28 protein-coding genes are annotated in these 24,589 nt (G+C 68.9%); 16 read left to right on the forward strand and 12 right to left on the reverse strand.

Annotated features, from left to right (window positions below):
- The first annotated feature begins 372 nt into the window (after positions 1-372).
- Together ACG0Z3_RS08970 and ACG0Z3_RS08975 are read left to right on the forward strand one after the other, a co-directional pair.
- A complete protein-coding gene (locus ACG0Z3_RS08970; protein ID WP_394396961.1) occupies positions 373-684 on the forward strand; it encodes a type II toxin-antitoxin system RelE/ParE family toxin in 312 nt (103 codons plus the stop codon).
- Positions 668-982: a helix-turn-helix domain-containing protein gene (locus tag ACG0Z3_RS08975; protein ID WP_394396962.1), complete on the forward strand. Its 315-nt coding sequence runs from the start codon at positions 668-670 to the stop codon at positions 980-982. The genes ACG0Z3_RS08970 and ACG0Z3_RS08975 overlap by 17 nt, the downstream gene beginning before the upstream one ends.
- 230 nt (positions 983-1,212) lie before the next feature.
- On the opposite strand, the gene ACG0Z3_RS08980 is transcribed toward ACG0Z3_RS08975, so the two are convergent.
- The 3 genes from ACG0Z3_RS08980 to xdhA are packed head-to-tail and all read right to left on the reverse strand — an operon-like array spanning position 1,213 to position 5,593.
- Positions 1,213-1,815 carry a peptidoglycan recognition protein family protein gene (locus ACG0Z3_RS08980; protein ID WP_394396963.1) on the reverse strand — a complete coding sequence of 201 codons (603 nt, stop codon included), beginning with the start codon at positions 1,813-1,815 and terminating at the stop codon, positions 1,213-1,215.
- Entirely contained in the window at positions 1,812-4,130 is a 2,319-nt protein-coding gene (gene xdhB, locus ACG0Z3_RS08985; protein ID WP_394396964.1) for a xanthine dehydrogenase molybdopterin binding subunit, read from the reverse strand. The genes ACG0Z3_RS08980 and xdhB overlap by 4 nt, the downstream gene beginning before the upstream one ends.
- The gene (gene xdhA, locus ACG0Z3_RS08990; protein WP_394396965.1) at positions 4,127-5,593 is read right to left on the reverse strand and encodes a xanthine dehydrogenase small subunit; all 1,467 of its coding nucleotides are present in this window, start codon (positions 5,591-5,593) and stop codon (positions 4,127-4,129) included. Before xdhA ends, xdhB begins: the two co-directional genes overlap by 4 nt.
- 39 nt (positions 5,594-5,632) lie before the next feature.
- Here xdhA and guaD point away from each other — a divergent pair, with 39 nt between their 5' ends.
- Positions 5,633-6,940 (forward strand): guanine deaminase, encoded by a 1,308-nt coding sequence (gene guaD, locus ACG0Z3_RS08995; protein ID WP_394396966.1) that lies wholly within the window; start codon positions 5,633-5,635, stop codon positions 6,938-6,940.
- Positions 6,941-7,038: 98 nt separating this feature from the next.
- Complete coding sequence (locus ACG0Z3_RS09000; RefSeq protein WP_394396968.1) at positions 7,039-7,233, forward strand: hypothetical protein; 195 nt, start codon at positions 7,039-7,041, stop codon at positions 7,231-7,233.
- Positions 7,234-7,239: 6 nt separating this feature from the next.
- On the opposite strand, the gene ACG0Z3_RS09005 is transcribed toward ACG0Z3_RS09000, so the two are convergent.
- Positions 7,240-7,998, reverse strand: a complete 759-nt coding sequence (locus ACG0Z3_RS09005) for a substrate-binding periplasmic protein (protein WP_394396969.1) — start codon at positions 7,996-7,998, stop codon at positions 7,240-7,242.
- Between the two features lie 22 nt (positions 7,999-8,020).
- Positions 8,021-8,575, reverse strand: a complete 555-nt coding sequence (locus ACG0Z3_RS09010; protein ID WP_394396970.1) for an NUDIX hydrolase — start codon at positions 8,573-8,575, stop codon at positions 8,021-8,023.
- A 32-nt stretch (positions 8,576-8,607) separates the two neighbouring features.
- Here ACG0Z3_RS09010 and maiA point away from each other — a divergent pair, with 32 nt between their 5' ends.
- Positions 8,608-9,243, forward strand: coding sequence for a maleylacetoacetate isomerase (maiA, locus tag ACG0Z3_RS09015; protein ID WP_394396972.1), 636 nt, complete (start codon positions 8,608-8,610; stop codon positions 9,241-9,243).
- On the forward strand, positions 9,233-9,958 hold the full coding sequence (locus tag ACG0Z3_RS09020; protein WP_394396974.1) for a purine nucleoside phosphorylase YfiH/LACC1 family protein: 726 nt from the start codon (positions 9,233-9,235) through the stop codon (positions 9,956-9,958). Before maiA ends, ACG0Z3_RS09020 begins: the two co-directional genes overlap by 11 nt.
- Here the strand turns inward: ACG0Z3_RS09020 and ACG0Z3_RS09025 are convergent.
- Positions 9,881-10,141: a hypothetical protein gene (locus ACG0Z3_RS09025; RefSeq protein ID WP_394396976.1), complete on the reverse strand. Its 261-nt coding sequence runs from the start codon at positions 10,139-10,141 to the stop codon at positions 9,881-9,883. The genes ACG0Z3_RS09020 and ACG0Z3_RS09025 overlap by 78 nt on opposite strands.
- A gap of 131 nt (positions 10,142-10,272) precedes the next feature.
- On the opposite strand from ACG0Z3_RS09025, the gene phaC reads away from it, so the two are divergent.
- The 3 genes from phaC (at position 10,273) to phbB (ending at position 14,064) form a co-directional block, all read left to right on the forward strand.
- Positions 10,273-11,943, forward strand: coding sequence for a class I poly(R)-hydroxyalkanoic acid synthase (phaC, locus tag ACG0Z3_RS09030; protein ID WP_394396978.1), 1,671 nt, complete (start codon positions 10,273-10,275; stop codon positions 11,941-11,943).
- A gap of 163 nt (positions 11,944-12,106) precedes the next feature.
- Positions 12,107-13,291 carry an acetyl-CoA C-acetyltransferase gene (locus ACG0Z3_RS09035; RefSeq protein ID WP_394396980.1) on the forward strand — a complete coding sequence of 395 codons (1,185 nt, stop codon included), beginning with the start codon at positions 12,107-12,109 and terminating at the stop codon, positions 13,289-13,291.
- A gap of 35 nt (positions 13,292-13,326) precedes the next feature.
- Entirely contained in the window at positions 13,327-14,064 is a 738-nt protein-coding gene (phbB, locus tag ACG0Z3_RS09040; protein WP_394396982.1) for an acetoacetyl-CoA reductase, read from the forward strand.
- A gap of 70 nt (positions 14,065-14,134) precedes the next feature.
- Here phbB and ACG0Z3_RS09045 read toward each other — a convergent pair whose 3' ends face one another.
- The 6 genes from ACG0Z3_RS09045 to ACG0Z3_RS09070 form a co-directional block, all read right to left on the reverse strand.
- On the reverse strand, positions 14,135-14,611 hold the full coding sequence (locus ACG0Z3_RS09045) for a DUF2269 family protein (protein ID WP_394396984.1): 477 nt from the start codon (positions 14,609-14,611) through the stop codon (positions 14,135-14,137).
- Positions 14,608-14,973 carry a DoxX-like family protein gene (locus ACG0Z3_RS09050; protein ID WP_394396986.1) on the reverse strand — a complete coding sequence of 122 codons (366 nt, stop codon included), beginning with the start codon at positions 14,971-14,973 and terminating at the stop codon, positions 14,608-14,610. Before ACG0Z3_RS09050 ends, ACG0Z3_RS09045 begins: the two co-directional genes overlap by 4 nt.
- Entirely contained in the window at positions 14,970-15,785 is an 816-nt protein-coding gene (locus tag ACG0Z3_RS09055) for an NAD-dependent epimerase/dehydratase family protein (RefSeq protein ID WP_394396988.1), read from the reverse strand. Before ACG0Z3_RS09055 ends, ACG0Z3_RS09050 begins: the two co-directional genes overlap by 4 nt.
- A 3-nt stretch (positions 15,786-15,788) precedes the next feature.
- Positions 15,789-16,169, reverse strand: coding sequence for a hypothetical protein (locus tag ACG0Z3_RS09060; protein WP_394396990.1), 381 nt, complete (start codon positions 16,167-16,169; stop codon positions 15,789-15,791).
- A gap of 22 nt (positions 16,170-16,191) precedes the next feature.
- Positions 16,192-16,614 carry a thiol-disulfide oxidoreductase DCC family protein gene (locus tag ACG0Z3_RS09065; protein ID WP_394396992.1) on the reverse strand — a complete coding sequence of 141 codons (423 nt, stop codon included), beginning with the start codon at positions 16,612-16,614 and terminating at the stop codon, positions 16,192-16,194.
- A gap of 68 nt (positions 16,615-16,682) precedes the next feature.
- Positions 16,683-17,267: a GbsR/MarR family transcriptional regulator gene (locus ACG0Z3_RS09070; protein WP_394396994.1), complete on the reverse strand. Its 585-nt coding sequence runs from the start codon at positions 17,265-17,267 to the stop codon at positions 16,683-16,685.
- A gap of 101 nt (positions 17,268-17,368) precedes the next feature.
- On the opposite strand from ACG0Z3_RS09070, the gene ACG0Z3_RS09075 reads away from it, so the two are divergent.
- The 7 genes from ACG0Z3_RS09075 (at position 17,369) to glnA (ending at position 24,462) form a co-directional block, all read left to right on the forward strand.
- A complete protein-coding gene (locus ACG0Z3_RS09075) occupies positions 17,369-18,190 on the forward strand; it encodes a TIGR00266 family protein (RefSeq protein ID WP_268168383.1) in 822 nt (273 codons plus the stop codon).
- A gap of 113 nt (positions 18,191-18,303) precedes the next feature.
- Positions 18,304-19,299: a YVTN family beta-propeller repeat protein gene (locus ACG0Z3_RS09080; protein WP_394396996.1), complete on the forward strand. Its 996-nt coding sequence runs from the start codon at positions 18,304-18,306 to the stop codon at positions 19,297-19,299.
- On the forward strand, positions 19,296-20,084 hold the full coding sequence (locus ACG0Z3_RS09085) for a polysaccharide deacetylase family protein (protein WP_394396998.1): 789 nt from the start codon (positions 19,296-19,298) through the stop codon (positions 20,082-20,084). The genes ACG0Z3_RS09080 and ACG0Z3_RS09085 overlap by 4 nt, the downstream gene beginning before the upstream one ends.
- Positions 20,081-21,043, forward strand: a complete 963-nt coding sequence (locus tag ACG0Z3_RS09090) for a sterol desaturase family protein (protein WP_394397000.1) — start codon at positions 20,081-20,083, stop codon at positions 21,041-21,043. Before ACG0Z3_RS09085 ends, ACG0Z3_RS09090 begins: the two co-directional genes overlap by 4 nt.
- Before the next feature lie 210 nt (positions 21,044-21,253).
- A complete protein-coding gene (locus tag ACG0Z3_RS09095; protein WP_394397002.1) occupies positions 21,254-22,087 on the forward strand; it encodes an EI24 domain-containing protein in 834 nt (277 codons plus the stop codon).
- A gap of 5 nt (positions 22,088-22,092) precedes the next feature.
- A complete protein-coding gene (locus ACG0Z3_RS09100; protein WP_394397004.1) occupies positions 22,093-22,884 on the forward strand; it encodes a competence/damage-inducible protein A in 792 nt (263 codons plus the stop codon).
- 162 nt (positions 22,885-23,046) lie between these two features.
- Entirely contained in the window at positions 23,047-24,462 is a 1,416-nt protein-coding gene (glnA, locus tag ACG0Z3_RS09105) for a type I glutamate--ammonia ligase (protein ID WP_394397006.1), read from the forward strand.
- The last annotated feature ends 127 nt before the right edge of the window (positions 24,463-24,589 follow it).

Raw genomic sequence — 24,589 nt, forward strand, 5'->3', positions numbered from 1 at the left:
GGTCGCCCACTGTCGCTCACCCAACGACAGCCGTGGCGCAGGCACTCGCCGTTGCGTCAGATGTCCGGGCGGGCGCAGGGCAGTTTTCACCGAGTTCGTGCGACCGGGGGCTGGCATCATTTGCGCACGACAGACGCCGTTCTTCGGGCGAAGAGAACTTGTCACAACGCGCCGCTTTTGTCGAAAATTTAATGACCGTTTCGCCCGTCAATTTTTTTGGAAACTGCTTATGCGTCAAGTGCTTGCAGCATCCAACCAGGGGTGTGTTGTGGCGCACCGTTCCTGCTTAAGTAGCAGTGGCTGTCTCCCGAAAACGCGTTGGCCTCTTGAGGACGACTGGACTGCTGTGCGCCTCTGGCGTATAGTTTCTCAATGCTCACGGTCGTTGAAACATTGCTCTTCCAGCGCCAATGGCCGCTCTATTGGAGCGAGGAAGAGCGAGGCGTCTTCGCGGCGTACATCGCTGAGCATCCCACCGCCGGAGATGTCGTGCCCGAGTCCGGCGGCATTCGTAAAGTTCGATGGGGCCGTGCAGGTTCGGGCAAGTCGGGTGGCGTGCGGGTGATCTATTTCACTCGTACCGCTGAAGGTGAGGTCGTTTTGCTGACGCTCTACGCAAAGGCGACGACGGACAACCTCACTGGACCCAAGCTGAAGGAGATTCGCCGTGCCCTCGAAGAGTAAAGCCCTGACCGACGCGGAACTTACCGCCTACGAAGCAAAGCGCGATCTGGCGGCCGAGTTGCTGCAATCCGTGCGAGAAATGAAAGCGGGCCAAGTTCGCGTCATTTCCTCTCCCGTCATTGAGGCACGCAACAAGACTGGGTTGTCCCAGTCTCAGTTCGCTGCGCTGATGGGTGTTTCGGTTCGTACGCTGCAGGGGTGGGAGCAAGGCCGGAAGCAGCCAAGCGGTGCGGCACGCACGTTGCTGGCTATCGCTAGCACCAATCCAAAAGCGCTGTTGGCGGTGGCTCAGAAGTAAGTGCGCCAGAGGCCCAACCAGTCGCTCTAGCCGACTCGCGTCGGCAAGCCGCCGCTCGCGGCTCAGCTTCAACGTTGGGCAGCAGCATCCCGGCATCTGACCGTGCCGGAGCGAAATATCGCTGTTGACTGTCAGCCGACCTCGGTCGCGGCAAGCTCACTGACCGCCACGCAAAGCCGCCCACTCGCTGGCGCCGGCCCGTGCTGGCCGCGCGCGGCAGCCGCGCTGCATCACCGGCCGTTCAGCCGCCGCGCGACCTCGGCCTTGAACCAGCCCGACGTCAGGTGGGCGTAGAGATGCTTGCCCGGGCACACGGTCTGGGCGCTGTAATCCTTGTGGCTGGCGATGTCGTCCAGCCCCAGCCCGTGCTGGCGTGCCAGCCAGGCCGTCAACTGCACGGCGGCGTCCAGTTGCGCGGGCGTGGGCTGTTGCACCTCGAAGTTGCCGACCAGCATTAGCAGCGCGTGGCCGCGCGGGTCGTATTCGGTGTTGGTGTCGCCCGGCTGCTGCAGGGGCCGTGCCGCGTAGATGCGGCCATCGGGGGCGATGACGTAGTGGTAGGGGATGTCAGCCCAGCGCTTGGTGAGGCGCGACCATTGCTGCAGCCGGCGCAGGTAGGCCGCCACGTCGGTCCCGTCTTTCCAGACCTCGCCCTGGTGGTGCAGCGTGATCTTGCGGATGGGCTGCGCGGGCGCGGCGGTGCTGGCGGGCGTGCCGCCCCAGGCGGCCACCTCGATGATGGCGGGCGCGGGTGGTGATGGCGGTACGGTGGCACAGCCGGCCAGCGCCAGTGCTGCAGCGAGAGTGGCCAGGGCGGTGAGAGCGCGCTTCATCGCACGGCGTCGATGGCGTCCAGCACGGCCTCGGCGGTGGCCGGGGCGCGCAGTGGCGGGTCGCTGCCTTCGGGGCCTGCGGCAGCGCAGGCGTCCTTGATGGCCAGCAGCGCCGCAAAGCCCAGCAGCAGCGGCGGCTCGCCGACGGCCTTGCTGCGGTGGATGGTGTCGCTGGCATTGGCCACGCCGAACAGCGCGGTGTGCAGCTCGGTGGGGCAGTCGTTGGCGGTGGGGATCTTGTAGGTGCTGGGCGCGTGCGTGGTGAGCAGGCCGGTGGTGGGGTGCCACACGAGCTCCTCCATCGTCAGCCAGCCCATGCCCTGGATGAAGCCGCCCTCGACCTGGCCTATATCCAGCGCGGGGTTCAGCGAGTTGCCCACATCGTGCAGCAGGTCGGCCCGCGTGATGCGGCTCTCGCCGGTCAGCGTGTCGACCAGCGCCTCGCAGACGGCGCCGCCCCAGGCGTAGTAGTAGAAGGGGTGGCCCTGCAGCTTGGCCTTGTCCCAGTGCAGGCCGGGGGTGGCGTAGAAACCGTCGCTCCACAGCTGCACGCGCTGCAGGTAGGCCTGGGCCACCAGGTCCTGGAACGACAGGCGCTGCCCTTCACCGCTGACCTGCCCGCCGTCAAAGGCCACCAGCTCGGCCGAGCAGCCGAAGCGCTCGGCCGCCAGCGCCGCCAGCCGTGCCTTGATCTTGCGCGCGGCGTCCTGCGCTGCCTTGCCGTTGAGGTCGCTGCCGGTGGAGGCCGCGGTGGCCGAGGTGTTGGCGACCTTGCTGGTGTCTGTCGCCGTGCAGCGCACCTGCTCGAACGGGATGCCCAGCTCGTGTGCCACGACCTGGGCGACCTTGGTGTTCAGGCCCTGGCCCATCTCGGTGCCGCCGTGGTTCACGAGCACAGAGCCGTCGGTGTAGACATGCACCAGTGCGCCGGCCTGGTTCAGGTGCACGACGTTGAACGAGATGCCGAACTTGACCGGCGTGAAGGCCAGGCCCTTCTTGAGCACCGGGCTGCCGGCGTTGAAGGCGGCGATCTCGGCGCGGCGTTCGTTGTAGCGGCTGCTGGCCAGCAGCTGCGCCGTCAGCGCCTGGGCGTGCAGTTCCTCGACGCGCTGGCCGTAGGGGGCCACGTCTTGCCCAGGGGCGTAGAAGTTGCGCTGGCGCACCTCGGTGCCGTCGCAGCCCAGACGGCGGGCGATGCCGTCCAGGATCATCTCGATGGCGATGGCGCCCTGCGGGCCGCCGAAGCCGCGGAAGGCGGTGTTGCTCTGCGTGTTGGTTTTCGCGCAGTAGCCGAGCATGGCCACGTGCGGCAGCCAGTAGGCATTGTCGAAGTGGCACAGCGCGCGTGCCATCACCGGCGCGGAGAGGTCGGCGCTGTGGCCGGCATTGGATACGAGCTCGATGTCGGCGGCGAGGATGCGGCCGTCGTCGTCGAAGCCCACGTCCCAGCGGTAGTCAAAGCCGTGGCGGCGGCCGGTGATGAGGAAGTCGTCGTCGCGGTCCAGGCGTAGCTTGACCGGCTTGTTCAGCCGCAGCGCGGCGAGGGACGCCACGCAGGCGAACAGCGCCGACTGGCTCTCCTTGCCGCCAAAGCCGCCGCCCATGCGCCGGCATTGCACGGTGACGCGGTGGGCATGCCAGCCGAGCGCGTGCGCCACCAGCTGCTGCATCTCGCTGGGGTGCTGCGTGGAGCAGTGCACCAGCAGGCTCTCGCCGCCTTCCTGCGGCACGGCCAGGCTGATCTGGCCTTCCAGGTAGAACTGTTCCTGGCCGCCCAGGTGCCAGCGGCCTTGCAGGCGATGCGGCGCGCGGGCCAGCTGCTCGGCGGGCTCGCCACGCGTGAGGTGCATGGGCGGCAGCACGTACTGGCCCTGGGCATGCGCGTCCAGCGCGGTCAGCACGGCGGGCAGCGGCTCGGCCCGGATGACCTGCTTCGCAAGCGACGCCGCACGGCGGGCCAGCTCGCGATCGGTGGCGATGACGGCGAACACGGGCTGGCCCACGTAGCGCAGCTCCTCGGCGGCGAGGATGGGGTCGTCGTGCAGCAGCGGGCCGCAGTTGTTCTCGCCGGCAATGTCGGCTGCAGTGAGCACAGCCACCACGCCGGGCTGCTGGCGCAAGCGCGCCACGTCGATGCCGGTCAGCCGCCCGTGGGCGAGGGGCGACAGGCCCAGCGCGGCATGCAGCGTGCCGGCGGGCTCGGGCAAGTCGTCGGTGTAGGGCGCCGCGCCGCGCACATGCAGGTGGGCAGACTCGTGCGGCCGCGAATGGCCGACGACGGGCGGCGTCAGGGGCAGCTGTTCGGGCTTGTTCATGCGGCCAGCCTCGCGCTGCGCCAGACGGTGATGGTGCGGCGGTCCAGCGTCTCCAGCCACAGCTTGCGCAGCAGGTTCTGCGCGACCTTGAGGCGGTAGGCGTCGCTGGCGCGCATGTCGGTCAGCGGCTGGAAGTCGTTCACCAGCGCGGCGGCCGCGGCGTCGGCCGTGGCCTGCACCCAGGGCTGGCCGACGACGACGGCCTCGGCCTGCGCCGCGCGCTTGACGATGGCCGCCATGCCGCCGAACGCGAAGCGCGCCTCCTGCACCGTGCCATTGCGCAGTTGCACGGCCAGCACGGCGCAGACGGCGGAGATGTCGCTGTCATGCCGCTTGGAGATCTTGTGTGCGCTGATGGCCCAGCTGGTGTCCGGCCGGGGCACCCACAGCGCTTCGATGAACTCGCCGGGCTGCAGATCCTTCTTCATGTAGTCGAGGTAGAAGTCCTGCAGAGGCAGGCGGCGCTGCTGGTGGCCACGGCGCAGCATCACGTCGGCGCCAAGCGCGATGAGCGCCGGGGCGCCGTCACCGATGGGCGAGCCGTTGGCGATGTTGCCGCCCAGCGTGCCCGCGTGGCGCACCGGCGGCGACGCAAAGCGCCGCCACAGCTCAGCGAGCGACGGTGCCATCGTCGTCAGCGCCGCCCATGCGTCTTCCAGCGTGGCGGCGGCGCCTATCCACAGACCGTCGTCCTGCGCGCGGATCTCGCGCAGCGCCGTCACGCGGCCGGTATAGATCAGCGTGGGCAGGTCGCGGAACTGCTTGTTCACCCACAGTCCGATGTCGGTGGAGCCGGCCAGCAGCGTGGCCTCGGGATGGGCCTCGCGCAGGCGGGCGAGCTCGGCCAGGTCTTGCGGCGCATGAAAGCGCAGGGCGCCGTGCTGGTAGTGCAGCGGCGCATCGGCCGCCAGGTGCTGCAGCGCGGCGATGAGGGGCGCGCGGTCCAGCGGCTGCGCGGGGGCGTCGAACATGCGGTCGCCGGCATCCAGGATGGGCCGGTAGCCGGTGCAGCGGCACAGGTTGCCGGCCAGGTCGTCGGCCAGCTGCTCGCGCGTGGGGCGGGTGCCGGCGGCCTGGTGGGCCTCGTAGCAGGCCGTCATCGTCATCACGAAGCCCGGGGTGCAGAAGCCGCACTGGGAGCCGTGGCAGTCCACCAGCGCCTGCTGCACCGGCGTCAGCGCGCCGGGCTCGCCCAGATCCTCCACCGTCAGCAGCGCGCGGCCGTCCAGCGTGGGCAGGAACTGCGTGCAGGCATTGACATTGCGTAGCTGCAGCTGGCCGCTGGCATCCAGCTCACCCTGGATGACAGTGCAGGCGCCGCAGTCCCCTTCGGCGCAGCCTTCCTTGGTGCCGGTGCAGCCGGCATGCTCGCGCAGGTAGTGCAGCACCGTGGTGGTGGGCGGCAGGCCGTCCAGCTCGACGATGGCGCCACGGTGGAAGAAGCGGATGGGGCGGGTATTCATGCTGCCGTCGATTGTCGAGGCTTGATCCAGAATTGCCATATGAGTTTTACTACCCAGAAAAACTTCGAGCCTGCCCCGCGCCGCTGGGCCTTGCGGGGCGACCTGCTGGACTTCACGGCCGCACCGGCCTGGGGCGAGGTTGCGTCCGCGGCGGTGCGCTTCGACCGCGACCACTGGCTGCTGATTGAAGACGGCCGCATAGTCGGCCGCCAGGCCCACGAGCCTGACGCCAGCTGGGTGCGCAAGGACCATGCCGGCCAGCTGGTGCTGCCGGGCTTCATCGACACCCATGTGCACTGCCCGCAGCTGGAGGTCATCGGCTCCTACGGCACCGAGCTGCTGGACTGGCTGGAGCGCTACACCTTCCCCAGCGAATGCGCCTTTGCCGACCCGGCCCGCAGCCGGGCGGGGGCCGAGGTCTTCCTGGACGCGTTGCTGGCCAGCGGCACGACGGCGGCCGTGGTGTTCGCGACTGTGCACAAGGTGAGTGCCGAGGCCCTGTTCCAGGGCGCGATGGCGCGCGGCATGCGGCTCATCACCGGCAAGGTGCTGATGGACCGCCACGCGCCCGACGGCCTGCGCGACGACGTGACCCGTGCCGAGCGCGACTGCGTGGACCTGATCCAGCGCTTCCACTGCCAGGGCCGGCTGTCGTACGCGGTGACGGTGCGCTTTGCGCCCACCAGCACGCCCGAGCAGCTGGCCATGGCCGGTGCGCTGTGCCGCGCCGACGCCAGCCTTTACATGCAGACCCACGTGGCCGAGAACCGCGCCGAGGTTGAGTGGGTGGCGCGGCTCTTCCCCGAGGCGCGCAGCTACCTGGACGTCTACGAGCGCGTGGGCCTGGTGCACGAGCGTGCCGTGCTGGCCCACGGTATCTGGCTGGACGCGCAGGACAAGGTGCTCATCGCCGAGCGCGGCGCGCAGGTGGCGCATTGCCCGTCCAGCAACCTGTTCCTGGGCAGCGGGCTGTTCGACTGGTCGGCGGCGCCGTTCAACGTCAGCCTGGCGTCCGACGTCGGCGGCGGCACGTCGCTGAGCCTGCCGCGCAACATGGGCGACGCTTACAAGGTGCAGGCGCTGCGAGGCCAGCGGCTGACGGCTTGGACGGCGCTGCACGCGGCCACGCGGGGCGCCGCTGAGGCATTGCAGCTGGGCCACGAGATCGGTGGCCTGTCGGCGGGGCAGGCGGCCGATCTCTGCGTGTGGGACTGGGCTCAGGGCCCGGTGGCCGCCGCGCGCGACGCCGCGGCCCGCGAGCTGCATGAGCGCGTGTTCGCCTGGATGACGCTGGCCGACGAGCGCAACCTGGCCGCCTGCTATGTGGCCGGCCGTCAGCGCGTTTGACGGGCTGTCCTGCGTGAGCGCCGCTTCGTCGCACGCCGCGTGACCGGCCGGGCGGCGCCGCCTATCGTGGCGGCTGTCCGTTCACAAGGAGTCCCGCGATGCTCGGCCTGTTGCTCTGGTGCGTCCTGTTCGTCGTCTGCTGGCCGCTGGCCTTGCTGGCGTTGCTGCTGTGGCCGCTGGTGTGGCTGATAACGCTGCCGTTCCGGCTGCTGGGCATCGCGGTGGAAGGCGTTTTCGAACTGCTGCGTGCCGTCGTGCTGCTGCCCGCGCGCCTGCTGGGCGGCGGCCGCTGAGCGCGGTCAGCTCGGCGTGGCGGGGCGCTCCACGCCCCAGCGGCGGTACAGCTCGGCCGCCTCGGGCAGGCGCAGCCAGCGCTCGAAGGCCTGGTCGTAGCGCTGCGCCAGCACTTCGCCGGCCGCGCTGCGGCTGAAGGCCATGTGGCCGTGCAGCACGTCCAGCGGCGGCGAGCAGCGCACGATGGCGTCGGCTAGGCCCAGCCGTTGCAGCACCGGCTGGCAGTTGCGGTCATTGGCCGCGAACAGGTCCAGGCGGCGACGCTGCAGCATCTGCAGTCCCGATTCGACGTTCTGCACCCAGGTCAGTTGCGCCAGCGAGGGCTTCATGCGCTCGAAGCGGCTGCCGTAGGCCCAGCCCCGCACGGCACCGAGCGGGGCCTGCGCCAGGGCGCTGAACTCGCCGCTCCAGCGCGCCTCCTCGCCGCGCCGGGCGTACCAGACCATGGCGTCCGAATAGAACGAGCGCACGCTGAACAGCATGCGGGCCTCGCGTTCCGGCGTGCGGTAGGGGCCCACGAGGATGTCGGCCTCGCCCTGCTCCAGCATCAGCTGCGCGCGCTGCCAGGGCAGCCATTCGCACTGGACGTTGGCGCCGAAGAGCTGGGCCAGCAGGTCCACGGCCAGGCCGCGCGGCGGCTGCCCTTCGCTGCCCTCGAACAGGCGCGCGAACTGCGTGCCCACCGCGCGCAGCGGCGCCGCGTGTGCCGGCCCGGCCAGCGCCAGTGCGCCCATGCCGCCCAGCCAGTGACGTCGTGTCTGCATGGTCGGCATCATGCGCGAGCGCTCAGGGAATGTCGATGCAGCGCAGTGCGAAGTCGCGGCCGGCGCGCCGGTCCTCGAAGAAGCTGTGCAGCGTCTCGCGTGTGGTGCGGAAGGCGAGCTCGTCCCAGGGGATCTCGTGCTCGGCGAACAGCCGCGCCTCCAGTGACTCGGGCCCGGGGTTGAACGTCGTGGAGCGCAGGCGTGCCCGGTAGAACAGGTGGATCTGGCCCACGCGCACGACGTTGAGCAGCGTGTACAGAGGGCCCATCTCGATGTCGGCGCCGGCCTCCTCGTGCGTCTCGCGCAGTGCGCCCTCGGCCGTGGTCTCGCCCAGTTCCATGAAGCCGGCGGGCAGCGTCCACAGCCCGTGGCGGGGCTCGATGGCGCGGCGGCACAGCAGCACGCGGCCGTCGGCCTCCCACACCGGCAGCGTGCCGACGACGTTCAGCGGGTTCTGGTAGTGGATGGCCTCGCAGGCCGTGCACACGGCGCGCTCGCGACTGTCGTCGGCGGGGATGCGGTAGTCCACGGCAGCGCCGCAGCTGGGGCAATGGTTGAGGCGGCTGGGCAGGGGCATGCGGCGGAGTTTAGAAGCACCAAAATGACAGCATGAAGCTCTACAACTATTTCCGCTCGTCGGCATCCTGGCGCGTGCGCATCGGCCTGGCGCTCAAGGGCCTGGCCTACGACTACCTGCCCGTCCATCTGGCCAGGAACGAGCAGTTCGGCGCGGCCTTCGCGGCGCAGCAGGCCTCGCAGCTGGTGCCGGCGCTGGTGCTGGACGACGGCCAGTGGCTGGGCCAGTCCCTGGCCATCCTGGAGTACCTGGACGAGGTCCACCCCGAGCCGCCGCTGCTGCCGCGGGAGCCGCTGGCCCGCGCCCGGGTGCGCGCGCTGGCGCAGGACATCGCCTGCGACATCCACCCGCTCAACAACCTACGCGTGCTGCGTCACCTCAAGGGCGAGCTGGGCCACACGCAGGAGGAGGTGGACGCCTGGTACCGCCACTGGATCGCCACCGGGCTTGCGGTCGTCGAGCGGCGGCTGGCGACGAGTGCGGGAGGCTTCTGCTTCGGTGACGCACCTGGCCTGGCTGACTGCCTGCTGGTGCCGCAGGTCTACAACGCGCAGCGCTTCGACTGCCCGCTGGACGCCTACCCCACGGTGATGCGCGTCAACGCCGCCTGCCTGGCACTGTCGGCCTTTGCGAGCACCCGACCCGAGGCCTGCCCCGATGCAGCCTGACGCGACCTGGCTGAGCCCGGGCTGGCCGGGTGTCACGGCCTTCATGACCGGGCGCGGCCCCAACTTCGGCCGCAAGGCGGGCGATGTCGACGAGGTGCGTGCCAACCGTGCCGCGCTGGCGACGTTGCTCGGCGCGCGGCCGGTGTTCCTGGACCAGGTGCATGGCGCCGACGTCGTGCAGCTGCGTGCCGACTGGCGCGACGACAACGCGCCGCCGGCCGATGCGGCCGTGTCCACCGACCCCGACCTGGCCGTTGCCATCCTGGTGGCCGACTGCCTACCCGTGCTGTTCAGCGCGCCCGGCGGTGTGGCCGGTGCACATGCGGGCTGGCGTGGCCTGGCGGCCGGTGTGCTGCAGAACACGGTGGGCGCGCTGTGTGCGGCCACGGGCTGCATGCCGGGCGACGTGCGCGCCTGGCTGGGCGCCTGCATCGGGCCGCAGGCCTTCGAGGTGGGACCGGAGGTGGTGACCGCCTTCGGCCGCGAGCCGCTGGCGCGGGATCAGCCCGGTGTGCTGTACCGGCCCAACCCCGAGCCTCGCTGGCGCGTTGACCTGGCGTTGCTGGCTCGCGAAGCCTTGCAGGCGGCCGGTGTCGCGCAAATCAGCGGCGGCGGCTGGTGCACGTTGACCGAAGATTTACGGTTCTTCTCGTTCCGCGGGGAGGCGCTCGGCCGGCCCCGGGGGCGCATGGCTGCCTGCATCAGCCTGCGCTGAGGATTGGGCGGCCCGGCGCCGCCGGCCCGGTGTGCCCAGGATGTACAGCAGCAGACCCAGCGGCAGCACGCCGTACAGCATCAAGGTGATGAAGGCGCCGAACAGCGTGCCCTGTGGGCTCGTGGCTTCGGCGGCCGCCATCATCAACGCGACGTAGGCCCAGGCGATGGCAATCAGATACATGGGGAGCGGTTGACCTTTGTCATTGGCGTGTCGACGCATCAGGGTACAAAGCCTGCGGCTGCCGGCATGTGGCAAGCTTATTGCAATGGTTCACGGCGAGACTGTCTCGACGAAGCGTTCCCAGGAGATCCATGGCTACCCGCAAGAAGAACGAACCGCTCGGCGCCGAGGCGCAGCCCTTCGCCGAGCTGATGCAGCAGATGACGCACCTGCCGCAGATCTCTCCCGCGACGCTGGCCGAACTGCAGGCCGACTACCTGAAGCAGGCCGCCGCGCTGTGGAACGGCTCGCTGGGCCAGGGTGAGGCGCCGGCGGTCAGCGACCGGCGCTTCTCGGCGCCTGAGTGGCGGGCCAATCCGGCCGCCAGTTTCATGACGCAGCTCTACCTGCTCAACGGCCGCACACTGCAGCAGATGGCTGCGGCCGTGGAAGCCGACGACAAGACCCGGGCCCGCATCAAGTTCGCGGTGCAGCAGTTCGTCGATGCGGCCTCGCCCAGCAACTTCCTAGCGACCAACCCCGAGGCGCAGAAGCTCGCGCTGGACAGCCATGGCGAAACGCTGGCGCGCGGCCTGCAGCAGCTGTGGGGCGACGTGCAGCGCGGCCATGTGTCGCAGACGGACGAAAGCGCCTTCGAGGTCGGCAAGAACGTGGCCACGACGGCCGGCACCGTGGTGTTCGAGAACGAACTGTTCCAGCTCATTGAGTACGCGCCGCTGACGCCGCAGATGCATGCCCGGCCCTTCCTGCTGGTGCCGCCCTGCATCAACAAGTTCTACATCCTCGACCTGCAGCCGGACAACTCGTTGATTCGTTACGCCGTGGCGGAGGGGCACCGCGTCTTCGTCGTCAGCTGGCGCAACCCGGACGAGTCGGTGAAGCACCTGACCTGGGACGACTACGTCGAGCAGGGCGCTGTTCAAGCCATCCGTGTCGTGCAGGCCATCTCCGGCCAGGACCAGATCAACACGCTGGGCTTCTGCGTAGGCGGCACGCTGCTGGCCTGTGCGCTGGCCGTGCTGGCCGCACGCGGCGAGCAGCCGGCTGCCAGCCTGACGCTGCTGACCACGCTGCTGGACTTTGCCGACAACGGCATCCTGGACATCTTTGTCGACGAGGCCAGCGTGCGCCTGCGCGAGGCCACGCTGGGCCCCGACTCGCCCAAGGGCCCGCAGTTGCTGCACGGCCAGGAACTGGCGACGACCTTCAGCTTCCTGCGACCCAACGACCTGGTGTGGAACTACGTCGTCGGCAACTACCTGAAGGGCGAGGCCCCGCCGGCCTTCGACCTGCTGTACTGGAACGGCGACTCCACCAACTTGCCCGGGCCCATGTATTGCTGGTACCTGCGCCACACCTACCTGCAGAACGAGCTGAAGGTGCCGGGCAAGCTGACCGTGTGCGGCGAGAAGCTGGACTTGTCCGCCATCGACTGCCCGGTCTACATCTACGGCTCGCGCGAGGACCACATCGTGCCCTGGCAGGCGGCGTACCGGAACACGCAGATCTTCAAGGGCCCGCGCCGATTCGTCATGGGCGCCTCGGGCCACATCGCCGGCGTCATCAACCCGCCGGCCAAGGGCAAGCGCAGCCACTGGATTGCCAAGAGCACGGCCCTGCCGGCCGACCCCGAGGCCTGGCTGCAGGGCGCCACCGAACACCCGGGCAGCTGGTGGACCGACTGGTCAGCCTGGCTGGCCTCGCATGCGGGCGCGATGAAGCCCGCACCCAAGACCCCTGGGAACCGCAAGTACAAAGCGATCGAGCCCGCGCCCGGCCGCTACGTCAAGGTCAAAGCCTAGACATGGTGAGCCCCTCGTCCAAGGCGTACCTTGGCCGGTCCCCCGAGTGGCCGGCGATGCTTGCAGCGTTGAGCTGCAAGCATCGCCATCGCGGGCCGGCTTGGGAGCGGCCCGGCGCTCGGCCCGAAAACGTTTCGTCCATATCACTGAGAAGGAGACTCCCATGAGCCAGCAAGACATCGTCATCGTCGCCGCCGCGCGCACCGCCATCGGCAAGTTCGGCGGCACGCTCGCCAAGACGCCCGCCAGCGAGCTGGGCGCGGCCGTCATCCAGGACCTGCTGCGCCGCACTGGCCTGGCCGGCGAGCAGATCAACGAGGTCATCCTGGGCCAGGTGCTGACAGCCGGCGTTGGCCAGAACCCGGCCCGCCAGGCCGTCATCAAGGGCGGCCTGCCGCAGGGCGTCCCGGCGTTCACGATCAACAAGGTCTGCGGCTCGGGCCTGAAGGCCGTGATGCTGGCCGCGCAGGCCATCCGCGACGGTGACAGCGACATCGTCATCGCTGGCGGCCAGGAGAGCATGAGCCTGTCGCCCCACGTGCTGCCCGCCTCGCGCGACGGCCAGCGCATGGGCGACTGGAAGCTCGTGGATACCATGGTCAACGACGGCCTGTGGGACGTGTACAACCAGTACCACATGGGCATCACCGCCGAGAACATCGCGAAGAAGTACGGCATCACCCGCGAGCAGCAGGACGCGCTGGCGCTGGCCTCCCAGCAGAAGGCCGCAGCCGCTCAAGATGCGGGTCGCTTCAAGGACGAGATCGTGCCCTTCAGCATCGTGCAGAAGAAGGGCGACCCCATCGTCTTTGCGGCCGACGAGTTCATCAACCGCAAGAGCAACGCTGAAGCGCTGGCCGGCCTGCGCCCCGCCTTCGACAAGGCCGGCAGCGTGACCGCCGGCAATGCCTCGGGCCTGAACGACGGTGCGGCCGGCGTGATGGTGATGACGGCCGCCAAGGCCGCCGCGCTGGGCCTCACGCCGCTGGCGCGCATCGCGTCCTACGCGTCGGCGGGCCTGGACCCGGCCTACATGGGGATGGGCCCTGTGCCCGCCGCCCGCAAGGCGCTGGAGCGTGCCGGCTGGAAGCCGGCCGACCTGGACCTGCTGGAGATCAACGAGGCCTTCGCGGCCCAGGCCTGCGCCGTGCACAACGAGATGGGCTGGGACACGAGCAAGGTCAACGTCAACGGCGGCGCTATCGCGCTGGGCCACCCCATCGGCGCCAGCGGCTGCCGCGTGCTCGTCACGCTGCTGCACGAGATGGTCAAGCGCGACGCCAAGAAGGGCATCGCCTCGCTGTGCATCGGCGGCGGCATGGGCGTGGCCCTGACGGTCGAGCGCTGAAATCTTTCCAACACTCCAACGAGCAGGAGACACACATGAGCCAGAAAGTTGCCTACGTCACCGGCGGCATGGGCGGGATCGGCACCGCGATCTGCCAGCGACTGCACAACGAGGGCTTCAAGGTCATCGCCGGTTGCGGCCCGAGCCGCGACTTCACCAAGTGGCTGGATGAGCAGAAGGCGCTGGGCTACACGTTCTACGCCTCGGTCGGCAACGTCGCCGACTGGGACTCCACGGTCGAGGCCTTCACCAAGGCCGTGCAGGAGCATGGCGCCATCGACGTGCTGGTCAACAACGCCGGCATCACGCGCGACCGCATGTTCCTGAAGATGACGCCGGACGACTGGAAGGCCGTCATCGACACCAACCTGAACTCCATGTTCAACGTGACCAAGCAGGTTGTGCCGGGCATGGTGGAAAAGGGCTGGGGCCGCATCATCCAGATCTCCTCGGTCAACGGCGAGAAGGGCCAGGCCGGCCAGACCAACTACTCCGCCGCCAAGGCCGGCATGCATGGCTTCACGATGGCGCTGGCGCAGGAGCTGGCGGCCAAGGGCGTGACGGTGAACACCGTGAGCCCGGGCTACATCGGCACCGACATGGTCAAGGCCATCAAGCCTGAGATCCTGGAGAAGATCGTCGCCACCATCCCGGTCAAGCGCCTGGGCACACCGGGCGAGATCGGCTCGGTCGTCGCCTGGCTGGCCGGCGAGGACAGCGGCTTCACCACTGGTGCGGACTTCTCCTGCAACGGCGGCCTGCACATGGGCTGACGCGGCCTCGGCCGCATGAGCAGCCGGCTGCGCACGCAGCCGGCTTTCTTGCGCGTGCGACCCGCCGTGCTCAGCCCCCCAGCGCCGGTTTGTTCACCATCAGGAAGAACACCGCCAGCATGGCCGCGAAGGCCGGGTAGCCCAGCCACTCCCAGGCGCGTTGCCAACGCCCGTATTGCACTGGCAGTCCGCGGCCCTCGGCCAGCGCGGACTCCACCTCGCGTGCCATCTTCAGCTGCAGCCACAGCACCGGCAGCCAGCAGGCGCCGGCCAGCGCAAAGAGCAGCAGCGAGGCCAGCAGCCACGGTGTGGTCAGCGGCCAGCCGGCCGTGTGGGCCAGCCAGAGGCCCGTGAGCGGCTGGGCGATGACGGCGGGCGTCGTGAACCACAGGTCTGCCCGCACGACAAGGCGGGCGACCACCGCGCGGGCCTCGAGGCTTGCGCTGCGGTTGGCGAAGAACAGGTAGAAGGCCGAGCCAAATCCGGTGCCGACGAGCACGACACTGGACACGATGTGCAGCCATTTGACGAGCAGGTAGGCGTTCATGTGCGGGCGCCCTTCTCGCCCAGCAGCGCGAGCAGGGCCAGCGTGGGCAGATTCTTCAGCAGCGCGCCGAAGGGGTCCAGCCACAGCGCGGGCATGAGGGCGGTGGCGATGATCGTCATGCCGACAACGCCGAGGGCGGCCAGCCGGTAGGTGAGGGCGCCGGGGCGCAGCAGCAGTAGCAGTCCGATGGCGGCGTCCCAGGCGCAGCCGAGCAGCACGATGGCCCGCGCGGCGCCTGTGGAAATACCGGTGGCCTGCTGCAGCAGCGCGATGCCGGCCGCGCCGCCGTCATGCAGGCTGGCTGCGACAGTGCCCCACCACAGCAGCACGAGGGAGGCGTGGGCGATGCGCGGCGATGTCATGCCCAGGCCCCTTGCATCGCATCGCGCAGCGGCCGGCCCAGCGGCGTGGGCGCCGCCGGTGCGGTGCTGTCGTGGGCCAGCAGTGCCAGCGCGGTGCTGCACCAGGGGCCCAGGGCCAGCAGGTCGCCCGCCCGTGCGGAGGCTCGCGTCAGCGCGCCCGGCAGAGAGATGCCGCGTGCGGGGCGCTGGCCCCGGGCCACGCGGCGGCGGGCTATCCAGTCGGCCACCGGCGCCGCCTCAGGTCCCACGGCCGTCCAGGTGATGAGCGCCTCGCTGCCCAGCGCCTGGACGATGCCGGCGGCCAGGTCTTCCACGCGGATGGGCTGGACACGGCAGCGCGCCACCTCGGCCGGCAGCGGCAGCCATGGCAGGCGGGCCAGGCGGTCCAGTAGGCGGCTGCTGACGCCACCGGGGCCGACCACCAGGCTGGGCCGCACGATGCAGGCGCGGCCGGCCAGCGCTACCTCACCGGCGTGCTTGCTGCGCGCATAGGCGCTGATGCCGCCGCACAGCGCGGACACATGCACCAGCCGCCGGATGCAGGTGGCCTCGCAAGCATCGGCCAGGGCGGCCGGGGCGCGGTGGTGCAACAGGTCCAGCAGGTCCGTCACGCCGCCCGCCTGGTCGCGCAGGCAGCCGGCGGCGTAGACGACGCCGTCCACGCCGGCCAGCAGTGGCCGCCAGGTCTCGGGACGGCTCCAGGTCGTGACAGGTGGCAAGGAAGGGCGCACGAGGGTGTGGCCGGCGTCGGCCAGCGCGTGGCGGACGTGCGTGCCGATGAAGCCGCCGGCGCCGATGACGAGGATGTTCATGGCTCAGACCCACCGGTCGGCCGCTGCGATGGGGGCCTGCGGTGCCGCAGGTCGAGCCAGCCGCTCGCGCACCGGCGCCCACACCTGCCGGGCGATGACGGCGATGCTGATGAAACTGCCCGCCGCAGCCAGCCACAGCGCGCGGCGCAGCGCATCCAGCAGGCTGCCGTCGAATTCGCCGAAGCTCAGGGCCAACACCAGCGAGCCGGCTATGGCCAGCACATGGGCGCTGCGTATCCAGAACTGCGCGCCGGCCTGGCCCGGCAGCGGCTGCGCGCAGAGCGTGTCCAGCACGACGAGCAGGATGGGCTTCAGGTAGCCGATGGCTAGCAGCGGGCCCAGCACGGCGATGACGAGGGTGAGGACGAAGTTCAGTTCCGACATGGTGCTCTCCTTGGGGGTGATCTCAATGGGTGCGGCAGGCGCCGTCCGGGGCGCAGCGGCCGGCGTGCAGGTGCACGAGGCGCAGCAGCCAGCGCGGCAGTCGGTAGCGGTGGTCGGCCAGCCAGTCGTAGGCCGGGCCGGCCAGCCGCGCCAGAACCGGGTGGGCGAGCGCGGCGGCGATGCGTGTGTGGCCGGTCGCGGCATAGGCAGCCTGCACGGCCGGCACGCCCACCAGCCAGCGGCCGTCCTCGCGCAGCACATGCAGCCGCGCCATCAGCGCGGCCTGCGTGACGCCCAGCGCCGCGGCTTCAAAGCCGGGTCTGGCGATGTCGACGAAGCGCAGCCGCCCGGCGCGGTTGTCGCGCATCAGCACGCCCATCTCGCTGCGGCACAGCGGGCAGTCGCCGTCGTAGAAGACCGTGTGACTGGGCGGGTTGGCTGTCATGGCTGTTATTTCTGTTGAAAGAGAAATTAAAGGGCAAAAAAAGGGGCGCAGCTGCACCCGGTGCGGCCTCATCCCATCGGGGGCAGGGTGGGCATGGCGGGGAAGGCAGCGGCCGGCGCGTCGGGCGCGTCCACCGGGCGCACGAAGCGCTGCACCTGGGCGCCCAGGCGCAGGATCTTCTCCAGCGTGGCGGGCGACAGCCGCAGCATCTCGTCGCTCCAACTGCCCAGGGTCTGCATGAAGTCCAGCGTGCTGCGCAGCCGGTCTTGCATCTCGGGGGACTCCTGGGCCAGCGCAGGGTCGACGGACAGGTCGCGCAGCAGAGCGACGGTGGGGTCGAACTCGCGCTCCTTGCGCTGGCGCACGATGGTGCGGAACAGCTCCCACACGTCGCTGGAGGTTTCGTAGTAATCGCGGCGGTCGCCCAGCGCCTGCGTGACGCGGATGAGCCGCCAGTTCAGCAGCTCCTTGAGGCTGTTGCTGACGTTGGAGCGGGCCAGCACCAGGGTGTCGGCAATCTCCTCGGCGTGCAGCGGCCGGCCGTGCACGAACAGCAGCGCGTGGATCTGCGCGACGCTGCGGTTGACGCCCCAGTTCGTGCCCATCTCGCCCCAGTGGACGATGAAGCGGCGGCTGATGTCGGTGAGTTCCATGGCCTGCAGCGTACGTCATCTGAAATTTCTGTCAACACAGAAATTAAGGGGGGTTTGGAGACCCGTGGCATCATGCGCGCGCTTTTTTCAGGAGAGCCGACATGGCGATGGATGTAGTCGATTACGAGATCAAGGGTGCCGAGATGCAGTTCGTCGAGGTCGAACTGGACCCCGGCGAAGCGGCCATCGGCGAGGCCGGTTCCATGATGTTCATGGATGCCGGCATCCACATGGACACGGTGTTCGGCGACGGCTCGGCCAACCAGGGCGGCGGCTTCTTCGGCAAGTTGCTGGGTGCCGGCAAGCGCCTGATCACGGGCGAGTCGCTGTTCACGACCGTCTACACCAACAACGGCCACGGCAAGCAGCGCGTGGCCTTCGCCGCGCCTTATCCCGGCAAGATCCTGCCGATGGACCTGCGCCAGCTGGGCGGCATGCTGATCTGCCAGAAGGACTCCTTCCTGTGCGCGGCGCGCGGGGTGTCGCTGGGCATCGCGCTGCAGCAGAAGCTGTCCACCGGCTTCTTCGGCGGCGAGGGCTTCATCATGCAGAAGCTCGAGGGCGACGGCCTGGCCTTCGTGCATGCGGGCGGCACGGTCGTGCGCCGCACGCTGCAGCCAGGCCAGACGCTGCTGGTGGATACCGGCTGCGTGGTGGCCTACACGCCTAGCGTGGACTTCGAGATCCAATACGTCGGCAAGATCAAGACGGCGCTGTTCGGTGGCGAGGGCCTGTTCCTGGCCAAGCTAACCGGTCCGGGTGAGGTGTGGCTGCAGAGCCTGCCGTTCTCGCGCCTGGCCTCGCGCATCTTCGCGGCGGCGCCGCAGACCGGCGGGGGCGGCCGCGAGGAGGGCTCGGTGCTGGGCGGCTTTGCCGGCGCCGGCCTGCTGGGCGGCTTGCTCGGGGGCGACCGCGACGACTGAACGCGCAGCGCGCGCGGTTTGACCTGGGACAGCTGGCCGCGCAGGCCCCCCGGGTAAACTGGTTTTGCAGGGCGGCGTGGGCCGCCCTTTTTCGTGGTCGACGGGAGTTCGGGATGTTGCGCAGTTGGTCGGTGGCCTTGGCCATGGTGGTGGCGCTGGGGGCGCAGGCCCAGCCCGTTCAGCCGGCGCGTCCGCCGGTGTTTGTGCTCAATTCGCTGAGCGCGGACATTGCCGTCGTCGACCCGGTGAGCTTCACCGTCACCAAGCGAATCCCCACCGGCAAGGAGCCGCATCACCTCTACCTGTCGCCGGATGAGAAGTCCCTCATCGTCGCCAATGCGCTGGGCGACTCGCTGACCTTCGTGGATCCGCGTACGGCCGAGGTGCAGCGCGTGGTGAGGAACATCTCCGATCCCTACCACCTGCGTTTCTCGCCGGACATGAAGTGGTTCGTCACGGCGGCCAACCGGCTGGACCATGTGGATCTGTACCGCTGGCAGGGGAGCACGGCGGCCGAGCCACTGCAATTGGTCAAGCGTATCCACGCGCCCAAGACGCCCAGCCACCTGAACATCGACACCCGCAGCACCACGGTCTACGTGAGCCTGCAGGACAGCGACGAGCTGCTGGCCATCGACCTGGGTACGCAGGCGATCAAGTGGAAGACGCCGGTCGGCAAGATGCCGGCCGACATCTACCTGACGCCGGATGACAAGCACCTGCTGGTGGGTCTGACGGGCGACAAGTTCGTGGAGGTGTGGGACGTCAGCGGCGCCGCGCCCAAGCTGTCCAAGCGCATCCCCACCGGCAACGGCGCGCATTCCTTCCGCGCCTGGGGCGACAAGCGCCACGTGCTGGTCAGCAACCGCGCGGCCAACACCATCAGCAAGATCGACCTGACGACGATGAGCGTGGTCGACCAGTTCCCGGGCCCGGCCGGCCCGGACGACATGGAGATGCTGTCCGATGGCAAGACGCTGCTCGTCACCTCGCGCTGGGCCGGCAAGGTCACCGAGATCGACACGGGCACGCGCAAGGTGGTGCGGCAGGTCAAGGTCGGAAAGTCGCCGCACGGCATCTGGACCTTGGATCACAAACCCCGTCTATGAAGGCGCGACTGTTGGCGCTCGCCGCGGCCTGTGCGGTGGTGTCCCCATGGGCCGGAGCGGCCTGCGACAAGCCGGTCTACCTGACCTTCGACACCGGCCACATGGGCGTGGCGCCGCTGATCGCGCAAACGCTGAAGAAGCACGACGCGCGCGCGACCTTTTTCCTGGCCAGCGAGCCCACGCAGACCGGGGGCACGACGCTGGACGCGACCTGGGCGCCGTGGTGGCGCGAGCGCGTGGCCGAGGGCCATGACTTCGGCTCCCACACCTGGGATCACGACATCTGGCTGGCCGACCTGCCCGAGGCCGACGGCCGCGTCACGCGCTTTCGCGTGCGCACCCAGGCCGGCGTGCAGAAGCCCGTCGTGCGCGAGCTGACGGCCGAGCAGTACTGCGCCAGCCTGAAGCAGGTTGGCGAGCGCTTCACCGCTATGACGGGCAAACCGCTGGCGCCGCTGTTCCGCGCGCCGGGCGGCCGCACTTCGCCGGCCCTGCTGGCCGCCGCCCAGGCCTGCGGCTTCACGCATGTGGGCTGGAGCCGCGCCGGCTTCCTGGGTGACGAGCTGAACAGCCAGGCCCATCCCAACGCCCAACTGCTGGAGAAGGCGCTGCGTGACGTCCGGCCGGGTGACATCCTGATGGCCCACCTGGGCATCTGGGACCGCCAGGACCCGTGGGCGCCGGCGGTGCTGGACCCGCTGCTCCACGGGCTTTCCCAGCGCGGCCTATGCTTCGCGCCGCTGCGGGAGCATCCCCGCTACGCCCGTTGGTTCAAGAAACCGTGATCGACTGGATCTCCAACACCTTCGACAACCTGCAGCTCGCGCTGTACGAACATGCCGTGCAGCCCTTGGTGTTCGGCATCGGCCTGGGCAACCTGCTGGAGGACGCGTTCGCCGCTACCGGCTGGCTGCTGCTGGGGCTGCTGCAGATCGTCATCATGCTGCTGGGCATCCGCCTGCTGGAGCGGCGCTGGCCGGTGGAGCCGCTGACCGACCGTGCGGCGGTGCGCACCGACATCGCGTACACGCTGATCCACCGCCTGGGTCTGGTGCGGCTGGCCATGTTCTTCAGCATCGAGCCGTTGTGGGATGCGGCCGCCAGCCAACTGCGCCTGGCCGGCCTGCCCACCTGGCAGCTGGACGCCCTCTGGCCCGGCGTGACCGATATCGCCTGGGTCAGCCTGCTGCTGTACCTGGTGGCGTTCGACTTCGTCGGCTACTGGCTGCACCGCTGGCAGCACGGCTGGCACTGGTGGTGGGCGCTGCACAGCCTGCACCACAGCCAGCGCCAGATGACGATGTGGAGCGACAACCGCAACCACCTGCTGGACGACGTCATCCTCGGCACCGCGTTCGCGCTGCTGGCCCGCTTCATCGGCGTGGAGCCGGGCCAGTTCGTCGCCATCACCGTCATCACGCAGCTGCACGAGAGCCTGCAGCACGCCAATGTGCGGCTGAGCTTCGGCGCCCTCGGCGAGCGGCTGCTGGTGAGCCCGCGCTTCCATCGGCTGCACCACAGCATCGGCATCGGCCATGAGGCGAACGGCCGCGGCACGCTGGGCGGCCACAACTTCGGCGTGCTGCTGCCGGTGTGGGACCAGCTGTTCGGGACCGCCAACTTCGACCTGCGTTACGACCCCACTGGCGTGCGTGACCAACTGCCCGAGGAGGGTGGCCGCGACTACGGCCGCGGCTTCTGGCGCCAGCAGTGGCTGGGGCTGGTGCGGCTGGTGCGGCATTGACCGTGCCCTGAGAGCTTGAGAGTCTTTCACCCATGCCCGCCTTGCACGCCAAAACACCCCCGCTCTTCGTTGCAAATGCGCGCCATAGCCCGAGCTATGGCTGTGCTTTGCGCCTAGATCGGAGGCGCTTTGACGTGCCTTTCGGGCACGGCCGAAAAACTCCCAAGCTCTGAGTCACGCCGCGCCGCGCGCAGTGATACTCCGCCCGCGATGAACAGCTTGATCGACTCCTTCTGGCGCGCCGCCGCCTACTGCCTGCACCCGCGCGTCATCGGCCTGTCGCTGCTGCCGCTGCTGATCTGCGGCGTGCTGGCGTTCGGCTTCATGTTCTTCTTCTGGGAGGGCGCCATCGCCAGCGTGCGGGCCACGCTGGAGAGCTGGCTGCTCGTGGAGAGCCTGCTGCGCTGGCTGGACTCGTTCGGCCTGCAGTCCTTCCGCAGCGTGCTGGCCAACATCGTTGTGCTGGCCGGCGTGCTGCCCGTCGTCATCCTGCTGAGCCTGCTGCTGGTGGCGCTGTGCATGACGCCGGCCATCGTGCGGCTCGTCGCCGAGCGGCGCTTCCCGCTGCTGGAGAAGAAGCGCGGCGGCACGCTGGCGCAGAGCGTCGCGGCGTCGCTGGGCGCGACGTTGCTGGCGTTGGTGCTTATCGTGCTGTCCATGCCGCTGTGGCTGGTGCCGCCGCTGGTTATGGTGCTGCCGCCGCTGATTTGGGGCTGGCTGACTTACCGCGTGTTCGGCTTCGACGTGCTGGCCGAGCACGCCTCGGCCGACGAGCGCCGCGCGCTGCTCAAGGCGCACCGCGTGCCGCTGCTGACCATGGGTGTCATGTGCGGCTACCTGGGGGCCGTGCCGTCGCTGGTGTGGGCCGTGTCCGGCGTGGCGGGCGTCATCTTCGCGCCGCTGACGGTGCTCGTCGCCATCTGGCTCTATACGCTGGTGTTCGCGTTCTCCACGGCCTGGTTCACGCACTACGCGCTGGCGGCGCTGCAGGCGCAACGCGCGGGCGAGCCGGTCGTTATTTCCGAAGTCCTCCCGGGAGCCTGAAGCCCATGCACGTTGGCCTCATCATCATTGGCGACGAGATCCTGTCCGGCAAACGCCGCGACTCCCACCTCGCCAAGTTCATCGAACTGCTGGCCGAGCGCGGCATGCAACTCTCCTGGGCGCAATACCTGGGCGACGACCGCGAGTGCCTGACGGCGCGGCTGCGCGAGGCCTTCGCCAGCGGCGACCTCGTCGTCAGCTGCGGCGGCATCGGTGCCACGCCCGACGATCACACCCGCCAGGCCGCCGCTGCCGCCCTGGGCCGGCCGCTGGCGCTGCACCCCGAGGCGCGCGAGCTGATCTGGCAGCGCGTGCAGCAGATGGCGCAGGAGCAGGGGCAGACAGCCGCCGAAGATCACCCCGATACGGTGCGTCGCTTCGAAATGGGTGTGTTTCCCGAAGGGGCGGGGATCATTCCGAACCCCTACAACAAGATTCCGGGTTTCTTCGTCGGCAACGTCCACTTCGTGCCAGGCTTCCCCGTCATGGCCCATCCGATGATGGCCTGGGCGCTGGATCGCTACCCGCAGCTGCACCGCCAGGTGGGCGTGCAGGAACGCTCGCTGATCGTCCAGGGTGCTATGGAAGCCAGCCTCACACCTCTGATGGAGCAGGTGGAATCGACCTTCGCCGGCATCAAGGTGTTCAGCCTGCCCAGCGTCGATCACCCGCAGTGGGGCCGCTGCATCGAACTGGGTGTGAAGGGCGATGCCGACCGCCTCGATGCGGCCTATCTTGCACTCAAACAGGGCGTGATCTCATTTGGTGCATCTATAAGCACCGAACTGGTGCGATAGAACCCTGGCCGTAACCGGCCTCCCAACGATAATGAACCGAGCAGCCGAGCTGCAACCCATGTCGGTGCATCTGGCATGCAAACTGCTTTGCTTTCCCCCGTGGCTGAAGCGCGTGTGCGTTATCAGCGGCAACCCACCCCCTCGATCCCGTAGGAGCAATTGATGGCCAAGACCGTCGCCGATGTGATGAACCTGGTGAAGGAGAACGAAGTCAAGTTCGTCGACTTCCGCTTCACCGATACCCGTGGCAAGGAACAGCACGTCACCGTGCCGGTGTCCCATTTCGACGAAGACAAGTTCACGTCGGGTCACGCTTTCGACGGCTCCTCCATCGCTGGCTGGAAGGGCATCGAGGCGTCGGACATGCTGCTGATCCCCGATCCCAACACGGCCAACATCGATCCCTTCTTCGAAGAGCCGACGCTGATCCTGACCTGCGACGTCATCGACCCGACCGACGGCAAGGCCTATGAGCGCGATCCGCGTTCGCTGGCCAAGCGCGCGGAGGCCTACCTGAAGTCCTCCGGCCTGGGCGACACCGCCTTCTTCGGCCCGGAACCCGAGTTCTTCGTGTTCGACAGCGTCCGCTGGGGCAACGAAATGTCGGGCTCGTTCTTCAAGATCGAATCCGAAGAAGGCGCCTGGAACTCGTCCAAGGAATACGAGCACGGCAACTCCGGTTACCGTCCCACCGTCAAGGGTGGCTACTTCCCCGTGCCCCCGGTCGACAGCGGCCAGGACATGCGCTCGGAGATGTGCCTGATCCTCGAACAGATGGGCATCCCCGTCGAAGTTCACCACCACGAAGTGGCGAACGCCGGCCAGATGGAAATCGGCACGCGTTTCAGCTCGCTGGTCGAGCGCGCCGACTGGACGCAGCTGCAGAAGTACATCGTCCAGAACGTCGCCCACGCCTACGGCAAGACCGCGACCTTCATGCCCAAGCCGCTGGTCGGCGACAACGGCTCCGGCATGCACGTTCACCAGTCCGTCTGGAAGGACGGCAAGAACCTGTTCGCCGGTGACGGCTACGCCGGCCTGAGCGACTTCGCGCTGTACTACATCGGCGGCATCATCAAGCACGCTCGCGCGCTGAACGCCATCACCAACCCGGGTACGAACTCGTACAAGCGTCTGGTGCCCGGCTTCGAAGCCCCGGTGAAGCTGGCCTACTCGGCCAAGAACCGCTCGGCCTCGATCCGCATCCCGTACGTGGCCAACCCCAAGGGCCGCCGCGTCGAAGCGCGCTTCCCGGACCCGTCCGCCAACCCCTACCTGTGCTTCGCAGCCCTGCTGATGGCCGGTCTGGACGGCGTGGAAAACAAGATCCATCCGGGCGAAGCCGCCACGAAGGACCTGTACCACCTGCCGCCGGAAGAGGACAAGCTGGTCCCGACCGTCTGCCACAGCCTGGACCAGGCCCTGGACTACCTGGACAAGGACCGCGCGTTCCTGACCAAGGGTGGCGTGTTCACCGATGCCTACATCGACGCCTACATCGACCTGAAGATGCAGGAAGTGACCCGCTTCCGCATGGCCACGCACCCGGTCGAATTCGACATGTACTACGCGCTGTGATGCGCCAAGGCAGCAGGCTTGCTGCCGCCCGCCCGGGCCGCAGCGTCAACGCTGCCTTGACCATCCTCCGCCAAGGGGGCCGCTGCTGCGGCCCCTTTTTGTTGGCTCATCCGGCCCTTGCGCCTGA

This window comes from Pelomonas margarita (genome assembly GCF_043555875.1).
Taxonomy (GTDB): domain Bacteria; phylum Pseudomonadota; class Gammaproteobacteria; order Burkholderiales; family Burkholderiaceae_C; genus Pelomonas; species Pelomonas margarita.